This is a genomic window from Brachybacterium sp. AOP3-A1-3, from assembly GCF_052378285.1.
In the GTDB taxonomy this organism is placed as follows: domain Bacteria; phylum Actinomycetota; class Actinomycetes; order Actinomycetales; family Dermabacteraceae; genus Brachybacterium.
On record NZ_JBQSXM010000005.1, the window covers coordinates 1 to 14,004 of the forward strand.

Below are 14,004 nucleotides of genomic sequence, written 5' to 3' on the forward strand. Positions count from 1 at the left end.
ATTTGATGGTGTTCGCATCGGCCTGGAACGAGTGGTTGCCGGCGCCGCAGGTGTCGGACGTCGACAACCAGGCGTGGAAAGTGCGCTGTTCACGGTCTGCGCGCTCGGACAGAGCTGACTAGCTGCAGCAGGACAAGTCCTTCGGCACTCAGTCAGGGGTCAGCGGTAGCTCCATTTTTGTACGTTGCGTGAGTCGATCGCCGTGGAGCGAGGGCGGGGACGCGTGGCGGATGTCTGCGCATCTGCTCTTGCGGATCAACGTCTTGGCGGAGCAGCCGGGCCGAGGCCCCAGTGAGGTGTGCTTGCGGTTCGGGGAAGCCATTGGGCAGATGGTGTGAATCAGCGACTGTTTCAGCGGGTGGTGTTCGCTGCGGGATGCGAGCGAAGCCAGGACGAGGAGAGCGCTCGGTCTGTATGAAGGCGCAGTGGTGCTCATGGACCCGGCTGTGGGATCAGCGCGGAATCGATGACGGGGTCTTCAGGCGGCGCCAGTTGGTCTGCTTCCCTGTCGTGGGGATGCTGGCAAGTGTGTTGCAGCTGAGCGCCTGCTCGGCACGGCTGCAGAACCTGCTGGTGAGCCCTTGTTCTGTGACTGTGGCGCGATGCACCTGGCCGTCACCTGTTCGTGTTGCGGCTGGTGAAAGCAGTCACGGTGGACGGCCTACTGCGCGGTCTCTTTCCAGGGACGGCTTAGGCTTGGCGATTGATAACGGCATAGGGCGAGCAGATTGAGACGGACGATTCACGTGGCTGAGCACAGCAAGAGCGAGAGCGACCGCGGGCACGGCGACAAGTCCCGCGACTACGCACGACACGACGACCGTTCGTCTGCAGCCGGATCGCGGGCACCGTACAGGGGCGGGGACTCCTCGGCGCGATCCACGTCATCCGGAGCTTTTAGGTCCGCAGGTCCGCGCAGCTACCGCGATGATCGATCGGGGTCTGCTGGTGACCAACGCCGTACTGGCAGCGAGCGCACCTACCGTTCCTCCGGTTCCGCCCAGGGTTCCCAGCGCAGTGACCGTGAGCGCGCCGCTCGTCCGGATAACCACCGTGACGAGTCGCGCCGTGATGACAAGCCGCGCTATAGCTCGCAGCGCGACGACAAGCCCCGGTACGATTCGCGTCGGGACGACAAGCCCCGGTACGACTCGCGTCGGGACGACAAGCCCCGGTACGACTCACGTCGTGATGACAAGCCGCGCTATGGCTCGCAGCGCGATGACAAGCCGCGTTACGACTCACGTCGCGATGACAAGCCGCGCTATGGCTCGCAGCGCGACGACAAGCCCAGCTACGGGAACCGTCGCGATGAGAAGCCGCGTTACGACTCGCGTCGGGACGACAAGCCGCGTTATGACTCACGTCGTGATGGCAAGCCGAGCTACGGCTCGCAGCGGGACGACAAGCCGAGCTACGACTCGCGTCGGGATGACAAGCCCCGGTACGACTCGCGCCGGGACGACAAGCCTGGATACGGGAACCGTCGCGATGAGAAGCCGCGTTACGACTCACGTCGTGATGACAAGCCGGGGAGCCGTCGCGACGAGAGGCCGCGCTATGACTCGCGTCGTGATGACAAGCCTGGCGTTGACTCGCGTCGTGACGACAAGCCGCGCTACGACTCGCGTCGTGACGACAAGTCCAGCTACGGGAACCGTCGGGACGAGAAGCCGCGCTATGGGAGCTCACGAGACGAGCGATCAGGCCGTGAAGACCGTTCCAGCCGCCCGGGCAATGACCGTCCCCGCAGCGCCGACCAGGGCGCCCGCACCACCAGCCCGCGCCAGCCTCGCGAGGACCGCGGTCCCCAGGGCGGCGGCGCACCGCGCGAGGAGCGTCGGAATTCGCGCCCCGGTCAGGAAGCGCGCGCGGACCGACCCTTCGAGCCCCGGATCCCCGACGGCATCACCGGTCGGGAGCTGGACAAGCCGATTCGAGAAGAGCTGCGGGGCCTGAGCAAGGAGACCGCGGAGCGCGTCGGACAGCACATCGTCGCGGCCTATCTGCTCGAGGACACCGATCTCGAGACGTCACAGGCGCATGCGCGCTTCGCCGCGCGCATCGGCGGTCGCGTGGGTGCGGTCCGCGAGGCCTACGGGATCCTCGCCTACCGCGCCGGCGACTTCCGTACCGCCGCTCGTGAGCTGCGCACATCGCTGCGCATCACCGGTCGTAATGACGTGCTCCCGATGATCGCCGATTCGGAGCGCGGCCTGGGCAAGCCGGAGCGCGCCCTGGACATCGCGGCGTCGGACGAGGCTTCGTCCCTCGGAGTCGCAGCATCCATCGAGCTGATGATCGTCGTGGCAGGCGCCTATGCCGATACCGGCGACATCCAGACCGCCCTGAGGACCCTCGAGATCCCGGCATTGCGTCACAAGGTCGACGGGCGTTGGCAGGTCCGACTCTGGGCTGCCTACGCGGATCTGCTGGAACGTGCCGAGCGTCCTGACGAGGCGAAGCGCTGGCTGACCCTTGCCGCGGACGCCGACAGCGAAGGTCTCACCGACGCCGCCGAGCGATTGGGTCGCCCTGCACCAGTGCCGGCTGAGGAGCCGGCCTGGGAGGACGACGAGTCCGTCTCCGTGCTGGACGCCTACGATCCGTCAGCCGACAAGGTCGATGAGTCCGATGCAGCTGACGAGGCCGCTGCAGCTGACGAGGCCGAGGCGGCTGACGGGAGCGATGCAGTCGGTGAGGACGATGCCGCTGACGAGACCGACACGCCTGACGATGTCGACGAGGCAGATCCGTCCTCGTTCTATGGCGACGCGGCAGAACACGTCGGGACCCATGACGCGGTGGATGCCGACGGGACCGAGAACGACGCGGAGGATGATGCCGAGGGATCAGCGGATCGGTTCCTCGCAGCGGAGGACGACCTCGAGGAGGGTTCCGACGCTGAGGTCCACGCTGAAAGCCATCCGGACGGCTACCCGGAGGACGTTGCCGATAAGCACACCTCCGGTGAGGATGCTGATGAGTACGCCTCCGGTGAGGATGCGGATGACCGCTCCTCCGGTGAGGATGCTGATGAGCACGTCTCCGGTGAGGACCAGGAGGAGCAGGCGTGAGCCGTCAGCCCGATCCCTCGCTGCTCGACCTGCACGACGCCCTGCTGCTTGACCTCGACGGCACGCTCATGCACGGCGCGACGCCGATCCCGCATGCCGCTGCGGCCGTGGAGAAGGCGCGCGCGGCAGGACGCACCGTGGTCTTCGCGACCAACAACGCCTCGCGCACCCCGCAGCAGGCGGCCGACCATCTGGCCGAGGTCGGTGTCACCGCGCAGCCCGAGGAGTTCGTGACCTCCCCGCAGGTCGCCTCCCGGCTGCTCGCGGAGCGCCTCGACTCCGCGTCGAAGGTCCTCGTCGTCGGCGGCCCGAGCCTCGCGGCCCAGATCCGGGAGGTCGGCCTCGAGCCGGTCTCCATGGACAGCGAGGACGTCGTCGCCGTGGTGCAGGGCTGGTCCCCGGACCTGAACTGGTCGATCCTGGCCGAAGGTGCCTACGCGATCGGGCACGGTGCGCTGTGGATGGCGACGAACATCGACGCCACCCTGCCCACGGAGCGCGGAATGGCCCCCGGCAACGGGTCGATGGTCGCGGCGCTGCGCCATGCCACGGGCGCGGAGCCGATGGTCGCGGGCAAGCCCGAGCCGGGCATGTTCACCGTCGCCGCGCGGGACAGCGGTGCCCAGCGCCCGCTGGTGATCGGTGACCGGCTCGACACCGACATCGAAGGCGGAGTCCGCGCCGGGATCGACACCCTTCTCGTGCTGACCGGTGTCGACGGCATCGAATCCGCCCTGCGGGCGGAGCCCGTGCGTCGGCCCACCTACATCCTTCCCGATCTCGAGCAGATCGCCGAGCCGTTCGTGCTGCCCGTGGTGGAGGGCGACCACGCCCGCTGCGGCTCCGTGAGCGCGTCCTGGGAGCAGGAGGACATCGTCCTGGACGGCGAGCTCGAGGACCCGCGCATGCTGCGAGCGGTGCTCGCCCTGCTGCGCGTCCATGCCACGGAGACTCCGTGGACAGGGCGCCTCCTGGGACGCGACGGCACCGAGCAGCGACCCACCGACCGGTGACCGGGCCGCGCCTGGACGTCGCCCTGCTCGCGGCGGGTCTGGCTCGCTCACGGACCCACGCCCGACGGATCATCGAGGAGGGTCGCGCCCGCATCGATGGCCGGCCCGCGGCCAAGTCCTCCACGCCGGTGCCGGAGGGCGCCCTGCTGACCGTCGTGGACGTTCCCGACGGCATCGAATACGCCTCCCGTGCGTCCCACAAGCTCGCCGGGGCTCTCGACGCGCTCGCTCTGGATCCCGGGGACCTGCTCTGCCTCGATGCCGGTGCCTCGACAGGAGGATTCACCGATGTCCTGCTGCGCCGCGACGCCCGCCGGGTGATCGCGGTCGACATCGGCCACGATCAGCTCGCCGACCATGTCCGTGACGACGACCGCGTGGACGTGCTCGACGGGACCAGCGTGCGGGACCTCACCCCGGAGCTGATCGGTGCTCACGTCGACCTGCTCGTCGCCGATCTCTCCTTCATCTCTCTGCGCACCGTCGTCGAGCCGCTGGGGAACGTGGTGCGCCCCGGTGGCGACATGCTCCTGATGGTCAAACCCCAGTTCGAGGTGGGGAGAAGCGCTCTGCCGCGCACCGGGGTGGTCTCGGACCAGCGCGCGCGGACGGAGGCCGTCCGCGGCGTCGCCGAGGCGGCGTCGACGGCCGGGCTCGCGACGCTCGCCGTCGGCCCCAGCACCCTGCCGGGACAGGACGGCAATCGTGAGTACTTCCTGCATCTGCGCCCCGCGGGCGTGACCTGCGCGCTCGACGCGGAGGCCTGTGACATGATCGGGGACGCCGTGCGCGAGAACCAGCCGCGCCTGCGCGGCGCCGACGACTTCATCCGGGAGGATTGATCCCATGCGACGGTTCCTCCTCTATGTCCACACCGGCCGCCGCGCTGCGCTCACCGCCATGCTCACCGTGCTCGAGGAGCTGGCCCGGCGCGGAGTGCGCGGCGTCGTGGTCGATGAGCAGTTCGACGAGATCATGGGCCTGCCCGAGAACGTCGCACCGCCGAAGCTGCTGACCTTCCTCACCAACGGCGGGGTCGACGTGCTGGACGCCGTCTCCGCGGCGGACCTCGTCGAGCTCGGTATCGTGCTGGGAGGCGACGGCACCATCCTGCGCGCCCTAGAAGCCGTGCGCGAGGCGGATGTCCCCGTGCACGGCGTCAACCTCGGACACGTCGGCTTCCTCGCCGAGAGCGAGGTCGAGGACCTCTCGATCACCGTCTCCCGGCTCCTGGACGGCGACTACGAGATCGAGAAGCGCTCCACCCTCGACGTGCATGTCCTGGACGCCGAGGATCACGTGGTCGAGGAGCACTGGGCCCTGAACGAAGCCTCCCTCGAGAAGGCCGACCGGCTGAAGATGATCAACGTCGCCATCGAGATCGACGGCCGCCCCGTCTCCTCCTTCGGCTGCGACGGCGTGGTGCTGTCCACGTCGACCGGCTCGACCGCCTATGCCTTCAGCGCCGGTGGTCCCGTGATCTGGCCCGAGGTGGACGCGATGCTGCTGATCCCCCTGGCCGCCCATGCGCTGTTCGCCCGACCGCTGGTGCTGGGACGCTCCTCGGAAGCCGCCATCGAGATGACCCTCGACAACCGTGAGGACGGCATCCTCACGCTCGATGGGCGCCGCACCGCGGAGATCACCGCCGGTATGCGCGTCGAGGCGCGGCTGTCCGAACAGTTCGTCCGCCTGGCACGACTGAGCGCGACCCCGTTCGCCGATCGGCTGGTCGACAAGTTCCAGCTCCCCGTCGTCGGGTGGCGGGGTCGCAGCCCCCGTACCCGCTGAGGAGCTGAGAGGTCCACGATGCTGTCCACCCTGCGCATCCGCCAGATCGGCGTGATCGACGATGCGATGCTCGAGTTCGGGCCCGGCTTCACCGCTCTGACGGGGGAGACCGGCGCGGGCAAGACGATGATCGTCACCGGTCTGTCCATGCTGCTCGGCGATCGCCTCGATCGCGGCCGCACGCGCGGCTCGAGCACGGTCGACGGAACCCTCGCGCTGACCGGGCACGACGAGCTGGCCGCCTCGCTCGACGAGCTGGGAGCCGAGGAGGACGACGGCGAGGTGCTCGTGGTGCGCCGGGTGACCAGGGACGGCCGGTCCCGGGCGCAGATCGGCGGCGTGCCGGTGCCCATCGGGACCCTCGCGCGCCTGGTCGGCACCGCGGTGACCGTGCACGGGCAGTCCGATCAGCAGCGGCTGCGCGACCCCGATGCCCAGCGGGACGCCCTGGACCGCTTCGCCGGCACCGAGATCCGAACGCTGCTGGAGCGGCATCGTGAGCTGTGGCGCGAGCGCTCGGCCATGACCGAACGGCTGGCGGAGATCGACACGCTGCTCGCCGAACGGGACCGACGGGGCACCGCGCTGCGCGAGGCCCTCGAACGGATCGAGAGCACGGACCCGCAACCGGGGGAGGACGCTGCCCTGCGTGTCGAGCTCGAACGGCTCGGCAATGCCGAGGAGCTGCGCGGCGCCGCGAATCAGGCCGCGCTGGCTCTCATCGGCGATGACGACGGACCCGCCGCCGGGCCGCTGCTGGACGTCGCCGGCGAGGCGCTGGGACGCGCCGCCCGCACCGACACCACGCTGGAGCCGCTCGTCGAGCGTCTGGACGCCATGCGCATCGAGCTGTCCGATGTGGCGGCCGAGCTCTCCCGGTACGCCGACGACATCGACGCCTCCCCGGGCCGTCTCGAGGAGGCCAACGGGCGCCTGCACGAACTGACGGTCCTGGTCCGGGACCTCGGTGCCCTGCTCCCGGATACCGACGGTCCCGCCGAGGACATCACGGCCCTGCTGGAGACCTCCCGGAGCGCCGCCATCGATCTCGATCGGTTCGACGGCGCGGAGCAGGAGCGTGCCGCGGCGGCGGCCCGGCTGGACTCCCTCCAGGGCGAGCTGGACGAAGCGGCCGCCGCGCTGACCACCGCCCGCACGACCGCCGCGACCGAGCTCTCCGAGGCCGTCCAGGAGGAGCTGCGCCATCTCGAGATGCCCGACGCCGACATCCGGGTCGAGGTCTCGGCGCAGGCCCATCGCTCCCACGGCTGCGACGCCGTCGCGATCCTGCTCGCGCCCCACCCCGGGGCCGATCACCTCCCGGTCTCCCAGGCAGCATCCGGCGGCGAGCTCTCCCGGGTGATGCTCGCCCTCGAGGTCGCACTCTCCGCATCGCGCAACGACCGCAGCGCGGCGCCCGTCTTCGTCTTCGACGAGATCGACGCCGGGATCGGCGGGCGCGCCGCCCTCGCCGTCGGCCACCGGCTCGCGCGCCTGGCACGTCATGCGCAGGTCATCGTCGTCACGCACCTTCCCCAGGTCGCGGCGCACGCCGGAACACATCTGCAGATCGTGAAGTCCTCGAGCGACGGATCCACCAGTTCGACGGTCGAGACGCTCGACAGGCCCGGCCGGATCCGGGAGCTCGCTCGGATGCTCGCCGGCGACGATGCCTCGGACGTCGCCCTCGCCCATGCGGAGGAGCTCCTGGACGAGGCGAGCACCGTCACTTCCGGGACTTCCGGGACTTCCGGGACTTCCGGGGCTTCCGGGGCTTCCGGGGCTTCCGGGGCCCCCGGGACCGATGGGGCCTCCCTCGCGTCGGAGGGACGCGGATGAGCGCGTCCCAGTCCGTGGTGATCGGCACCGCGCGCCTCGGCCGGCGCACCAAGGACCTCACCAAGCGGCTCCAGCCGGGCGACATCGCGATCATCGACCACAAGGACATCGACCGGGTCGCCGCCGAGGCGCTGGTCGAACGGAGCCCGTCAGCAGTCCTGAACGTCGCCGCCTCGACCTCCGGCCGGTATCCCAACGCCGGCCCGAGGATCCTCGTCGATGCCGGGATCGTGCTGGTCGACAACCTGGGGGACGACGTCTTCGAAGAGGTCCGGGACGGGCAGACGGTCTCGATCACCGGAAGCACGGTGCGGCTCGACGACACGGTGATCGCCGAGGGCACCGCTCAGGACGACGCCTCGATCACCGTCTCCCTGGAGATCGCCCGCGAGGGCCTCTCGCAGCAGCTCGAGATGTTCGCAGAGAACACGATGGAGTACATGCTGCGCGAACGTGACCTGCTGCTGGACGGGATCGGCGCGCCCGAGGTGCGCACGAACCTCGACGGCCGCCCGGTGCTGATCGTCGTGCGGGGGTACCACTACAAGGAGGACCTCGCCACGCTGCGGCCCTTCCTGCGGGAGAACCGACCCGTCCTCATCGGCGTGGACGGGGGAGCCGATGCCGTGATCGAGGCCGGGTTCCGCCCCGACATGATCATCGGAGACATGGACTCCGTCTCCGACCGCGCCCTGCGCAGCGGCGCCGAGCTGGTCGTGCACGCCTACCGCGACGGCCGCGCTCCGGGCCTGGAACGGCTCGAGGAGCTCGGCCTCGGCGACGAGGTGATCCTCTTCCCCGCCTCGGGGACCAGCGAGGACATCGCCATGCTCCTGGCCGATGAGAAGGGCGCCTCCGTGATCGTCGCCGTCGGCACCCATGGCACCCTCGAGGAGTTCCTCGACAAGGGCCGGGCCGGGATGAGCTCGACATTCCTCACCCGATTGCGCATCGGGTCCAAGCTCGTGGACGCCAAGGGCGTCTCGCGCCTGTACCGTCAGAGGATCTCCACCTTCCAGCTGGTGCTCCTGGCACTGGCAGGACTCGCCGCCCTCGCGGTCGCACTCTGGGCAACCCCCGGAGGACAAGCGCTCGTGCAGATCTTCGGCGCCCGCCTGGACGGACTGCTGTCCTGGTTCACCTTGCTGTTCTCACCCCGGGCCACCGGGTCGTAGGAGGGTCTCGACCCCGTGATCGATTTCCGTTACCACCTCGTCTCCCTGATCTCCGTGTTCCTGGCTCTCGCCGTGGGCATCGTGCTCGGGGCCGGACCGCTGCGCGAGAACCTGGGCGACCAGCTCGCCGGACAGGTCGAGCAGCTCCGTACCCAGCAGGATGAGCTGCGCACCCAGGCCGACGAGCTCGCCTCCCGCAACGAGCAGCTGGGCACCTTCGCCTCGGAGATCGGCCCGGAGCTGGTCGCCGACACCCTCGCGGGGCAGCGGGTCGCCGTGCTCACCGACGATTCCTCCACGGCGCCGTTCACCGAACGGATCTCGACGCTGCTCGAGGACGCCGGTGTGAAGTCCACCGTGCAGGTGGAGCTGCAGTCCGCCCTGTGGGTGCCCTCGCAGAGCCAGCAGCGCACCGACGCGCTGGACACGATCCGCACGATCGCCCCGAACCTCCTGGACAGCGGGCTGACCGATTCCGAGCAGCTGTCCCAGGTGATCGTCGCGCTCCTGACCCCGTCCCAGAGCGGTGATCTCACCTCCGAGCTGCGCACCCAGGTGTGGCAGGCGCTCACCGAGCAGCAGCTGGTCACGATCGACGGGGAGCTGCCGTCGGAGGTCGACGGCGTGCTCGTCGCGAGCGCCGCGCCCGAGGAGCTCGTGGACAGCTCCGAGGACGAGGCCGTCGCGGCCGAGCGTGCCCAGGGCCTGCTGGCGACGCAGACCTCCCTGCTGACCTCCCTGGCCGGGACCGGGGTCCCTGCTGTCGTCTCGGCGGCGACACCCCTCAACGATGCCTCCACCGGCATCCTGCGGACCGTGCGCGGTGATGCGGGCTTCGACGGACTCTCGACGACGGACAGATTGCAGGAGGCCGACGGTCCTCTCCTGTCCGTGCTCGCTCTGATCGAGCAGACCCGTGGGGGGTCGGGGGCCTATGGCACGACGGCCGATGCGAAGGATCGCCTGCCGGCGATTCCCGAGACCGCCGGCGTCGAGGACGCCGCGGCCGAGGCCGGGCAGAACGGCGACGGGAGCCAGGGGCAGGGCTCCGCATCCGACGGTGGGGGAGCAGAGTGACCTCGTCGATGCCGGGAGCATCGCGATCCTCCGGAGCGTCGCAGCACTCCGGGGCAGCTCGCATGCTGCAGGGTCTGCGGACCGAACTGCGGCGCACGAACTTCTCCGGACGCTCCGTGAGCCTTGCCGAGGGGGCCCTCGTGGTCGCCGCGGTGAGCGCCCTGGGGCTGCGCGGCCCCGGACGCCTCGATGCAGGGATGCTCGCCGGAGTCGGGGCGCTCGGCCTCGTCGATGACGTGCTCGAACCGCGACAGCGGCGCGCGGGCCGAGCGGTGTCCAAGGGACTGCGCGGACACCTCGGCGCGCTCCGGACGGGGCATCTGACCACCGGAGCGGCCAAGGCTCTCGGCATTCCCGTACTGACGCTGGCCGGCGCCGCCGTCGCGCCCGGGCCCCGGGCAGGGGCGATGGTGCTCGCCGACGGCGCTCTGGCCGCAGGGTGCGCGAACCTCGCCAATCTCCTGGATCTGCGACCGGGCCGGGCGCTCAAGGTCGTGCTTCCGGCAGCCGCCGTGCTGAGCGCGCTCAGCGCCGGTGAGGACCCGCGCCTGCGCAGCGGACGAGCGCTCGCCGTGGCGGCGCTGATCCCGGCCGCCCTGGCACTGCCGTCGGATCTGCGCGAGCACGGGATGCTCGGCGACGCGGGAGCGAACGTGCTCGGCGCAGCAGTGGGCACGGCAGCTGCACGCGCGCTCCCGGTCCCCGCACGGCTCTCCCTGCTGGGCGTGGTGGTCGCCCTCACCCTCGCCAGCGAGAAGGTCTCCTTCAGCGCCGTCATCGACTCCACCCCGACCCTTCGTGCGATCGACCAGCTGGGACGGCGCAGCTCGCCGATCGCCCCCGACGTCGACGGAAGGACTCCATGAGCACCGACGACACGGGGAACGCCGACGACACGGGGAGCACAGAGCACCTCGGGAGCACAGAGCACCTCGGGAGCACAGAGCACCTCGGGAGCACCGAGACCATGGGGAGCGCCGACAGCATGGCAGCCGTCGCGGACGGCGCGGGGGTGACGCCGCAGCCGCCCACCGGGTCCGGAATCGGGCGCACGGTGCTCCGCGGCGCCGGGTTGATCCTGGTGATCACCGTGATCGCCCGGATCGCCGGCTTCGTGCGCTATCTCGTCTTCGGCGCGAGCGTGGGCGCCGGTGATGTGGGAACTGCCTACACCACCGCGAACCTCCTGCCCAACGTGCTCTTCGAGATCGTCGCGGGCGGTGCGCTCGCCGCGGTGATCGTCCCTCTGATCGCGGGACTGGTCCCCGAGCGCGATGCCCCTGCGGAGAGCGGGACCGACGACGCCGACGACCTGCACGGAGCTGAGGGGTCCGGGACGGAAGCGCTGGAGGACGAGCCCCAGGCGTCCGCGGCTCCGGGGACAGCAGCTCCGGCGGCGGCCTCGCATCCGCCGGGCCGCCGAGATCGGTCCCGCGGGGCACTGCCGCCGAGGGCGGATCGACGCGACGGCGCCGCGCGGACCGATCAGATCGTCTCCGCCCTGCTGACATGGACGCTGCTGGGCACGTGCCTGCTCGCGGCAGCGATGATCCTCCTCGCGCAGCCCATCGCCCAGCTGCTCCTGGCCACGGACTCGACCGTCCCCGGGGGCGTGCACGTGGGGACTGTCCTGCTGCGCATCTTCGCCCTCCAGCTCCCGCTGTACGGCATCTCGGTGGTCCTCGGAGCGTACCTGCAGGCTCGCAAACGATTCCTGTGGCCGGCGATGATGCCGCTCATCTCGTCGCTGGTCGTGATGATCGCCTACCGGGTCTACGCCTGGATCGTCCCTCCGGTCGCGACGACCGCCACCATCGGCGATGGGGCCATCGCCTGGCTCGGCTGGGGGACCACCGCCGGAGTCGCCGCCATGGTCATCCCGGTGCTGATCGCCGCCGCACGCGCCGGTCTCCATCTCCGTCCGACCCTGACGATGCCGCCGCGCTACGGGCGCCGTGCGCTCTCCCTCGGAGGCGCTGGGCTCGGTGCCGTCGGGGCGCAGCAGCTCGTGCTCGGGCTCGTGCTCGTGCTCTCCATGAAGGCGGGCGGCACCGGCACGCTCCCGGTCTTCCAGTATGCCCAGGCGCTGTACCTGCTTCCCTACGCGATCCTCGTGGTCCCGCTGGTCACTGCGGTGTTCCCGCACCTGTCCGAGCTGCGTCTGGTGGGGGACACCAAGGGATTCGCCCACGTGGCCGGTGCCTCCGTGCGCACGATCATGGTGGTCGCGGTGATCGGCGCCGCGACGCTCTTCGCCGGCGGCCCGGCCCTCGAGCAGTTCTTCCGCCTCATCGACCGCGCGGGGGCCACGGGCGTCGGCTCCACAGCAGCCGCGTTCTCCCTCGGTCTGGCCGGATTCGCCGTGGCCATCCAATGCACCCGGATCCTCTCGGCCGCGCTCCGCGCCCGGGATGCACTTCTCGTGGGCTCGGTGGGCTGGATCATCGCCGCTGTGCTGATCCTGCTGCTGGTGATCCCCAGCCCCACCCGGTCGGCGGCCGAGGCGTCCACCGCCTTCGGCATCGCCATCGCCATCGGTATGGCGATCTCGGCGCTGGTGGGTCTGGCGCGGATCGCTGACGTCCTCGAGCCCGGCGGCGAACTGCCGAAGGTGCGTCGTGCCGCGATCCTCACCCCCATCGCCCTTCTGATCGGCGGGATCCCGGGCATGCTGCTCGGCAAGTGGATGATCACCACCGCCACCGGTGAACTCGCAGCAGTGCTGACCGGGATCCTGTGCGGGGTGATCGCCGCACTGCTCGCCGGCGCGGTGATGGCGGCCGCCGATCCACAGCTCGCCGCTCGTCAGCTGGGCAGGCTCCGCCGCCACGGCCGGAGCGCCGACACCGGCACCGTCGAGGACAGCACGGTGGAGCACAGCTCGGCCGAGGACAGCAGCCGATGAGCGTGATCCTGGTGCGTCCGCGCGCCAGCGGAGGGCTGGCCGCGCACGTGGACCAGGAGCTGCAGGTGCTGGCCGCTGCCGGCGTCGACGTGCGGGAGGCACCCGTGCAGATCCAGGACCGTCCGCATCTGCTCGGCGACCTGCGCACGGTCCGAGCGCTGAGGCAGTGCGTGCGCAGCGCTCCGGGGCCGGTCGCCGTCCACGCGCATGGGCTGCGCGCCGGGGCTCTGTCGGCCCTGGCTCTGCCGCGGCGCGGCCCGGTGCTCCTCGCGGTGACGCTGCACAACCGCACCGTGGGCTCGGCGCTGGTGCGCACCGTCGGACGCGCACTGCTGCAGATCACCGTGCGTCGCGCGGACACGATTCTGGCCGTCTCTCCGGATCTCGCCGAGGAGGCCCGACGGTCCGGTGCCCGCGACGTGCGACATGCCGTCGTGCCAGCTCCTGGCCGAGAGACCTCCGGCCCGGAGTGCTCTGCTCCTACGGCTCCCGCTGCTCCCACTGCTCGCACTGCTCCTACGGCTCCCGCCGCTCCTACGGCTCCCGCCGCTCCACGGGGCGAGGACGTGGACGTGGACGTGATGCTGGACGTGCTCGTCGTCGCGAGACTGGCGCCGCAGAAGGGACTCCACGACCTTCTCGACGCAGCCGCCCTCCTGCGCGCCGGCGCACCGGTACGGATCCGTGTCGCCGGGGACGGACCACTCCACCAGGAGCTGGCGTCCCGGATCGCCCGCGAGCAGCTCCCCGTCGAGCTCCTGGGGCGTCGGGACGACGTTCCTGCCTTGCTGGACGCCGCGGATCTTGTGGTCTCTGCAGCCCTCTGGGAAGGCCAGCCGGTGTGGTTGCAGGAGGCGCTCGGAGCGGGCCGAGCGATCATCGCGACCGATGCCGGGGGCACCCGGTGGGTGACAGGGGACGCGGCGCAGCTGGTGCCTGTCGGGGACGCCTCCGCGCTCGCGTCGGCGATCGAGCACCATCGCAGCATCGGTGTGCGCCGAGCTGCGGAAGCCGCCTCCCGGCGACGAGCGGCGCAGCTGCCCACGGCGTCCGACATGGTGCGACAACTGACTCAGGTGCTGTCACTCGGCGCTCAGCGATGATAGTTTGACGGTCCGTGGCAGACT

At 70.6% G+C, this 14,004-nt stretch carries 10 protein-coding genes; all 10 read left to right on the forward strand.

Going from position 1 to position 14,004, the window contains the following annotated elements; all coding sequences use genetic code 11:
* Window positions 1–746 precede the first annotated feature (746 nt).
* The 10 genes from ACT3T5_RS08955 (at window position 747) to ACT3T5_RS09000 (ending at window position 13,980) form a co-directional block, all read left to right on the forward strand.
* On the forward strand, window positions 747–3,077 hold the full coding sequence (locus tag ACT3T5_RS08955) for a hypothetical protein (protein WP_444594230.1): 2,331 nt from the start codon (window positions 747–749) through the stop codon (window positions 3,075–3,077).
* Window positions 3,074–4,090, forward strand: a complete 1,017-nt coding sequence (locus ACT3T5_RS08960) for an HAD-IIA family hydrolase (protein ID WP_444594231.1) — start codon at window positions 3,074–3,076, stop codon at window positions 4,088–4,090. The genes ACT3T5_RS08955 and ACT3T5_RS08960 overlap by 4 nt, the downstream gene beginning before the upstream one ends.
* Window positions 4,087–4,932, forward strand: coding sequence for a TlyA family RNA methyltransferase (locus tag ACT3T5_RS08965; RefSeq protein WP_444579887.1), 846 nt, complete (start codon window positions 4,087–4,089; stop codon window positions 4,930–4,932). Before ACT3T5_RS08960 ends, ACT3T5_RS08965 begins: the two co-directional genes overlap by 4 nt.
* 4 nt (window positions 4,933–4,936) lie before the next feature.
* Window positions 4,937–5,881, forward strand: a complete 945-nt coding sequence (locus ACT3T5_RS08970; RefSeq protein ID WP_444579886.1) for an NAD kinase — start codon at window positions 4,937–4,939, stop codon at window positions 5,879–5,881.
* Window positions 5,882–5,899: 18 nt separating this feature from the next.
* Window positions 5,900–7,720: a DNA repair protein RecN gene (gene recN / locus ACT3T5_RS08975; protein WP_444594232.1), complete on the forward strand. Its 1,821-nt coding sequence runs from the start codon at window positions 5,900–5,902 to the stop codon at window positions 7,718–7,720.
* The gene (steA, locus tag ACT3T5_RS08980; RefSeq protein ID WP_444579883.1) at window positions 7,717–8,895 is read left to right on the forward strand and encodes a putative cytokinetic ring protein SteA; all 1,179 of its coding nucleotides are present in this window, start codon (window positions 7,717–7,719) and stop codon (window positions 8,893–8,895) included. The genes recN and steA overlap by 4 nt, the downstream gene beginning before the upstream one ends.
* 15 nt (window positions 8,896–8,910) lie before the next feature.
* The gene (locus ACT3T5_RS08985) at window positions 8,911–9,972 is read left to right on the forward strand and encodes a copper transporter (protein WP_444594233.1); all 1,062 of its coding nucleotides are present in this window, start codon (window positions 8,911–8,913) and stop codon (window positions 9,970–9,972) included.
* Between the two features lie 62 nt (window positions 9,973–10,034).
* Window positions 10,035–10,838, forward strand: coding sequence for a hypothetical protein (locus ACT3T5_RS08990; RefSeq protein WP_444579879.1), 804 nt, complete (start codon window positions 10,035–10,037; stop codon window positions 10,836–10,838).
* The gene (gene murJ, locus ACT3T5_RS08995; protein ID WP_444594234.1) at window positions 10,835–12,877 is read left to right on the forward strand and encodes a murein biosynthesis integral membrane protein MurJ; all 2,043 of its coding nucleotides are present in this window, start codon (window positions 10,835–10,837) and stop codon (window positions 12,875–12,877) included. The genes ACT3T5_RS08990 and murJ overlap by 4 nt, the downstream gene beginning before the upstream one ends.
* Window positions 12,874–13,980, forward strand: coding sequence for a glycosyltransferase (locus ACT3T5_RS09000; protein ID WP_444579875.1), 1,107 nt, complete (start codon window positions 12,874–12,876; stop codon window positions 13,978–13,980). The genes murJ and ACT3T5_RS09000 overlap by 4 nt, the downstream gene beginning before the upstream one ends.
* Window positions 13,981–14,004 lie beyond the last annotated feature (24 nt).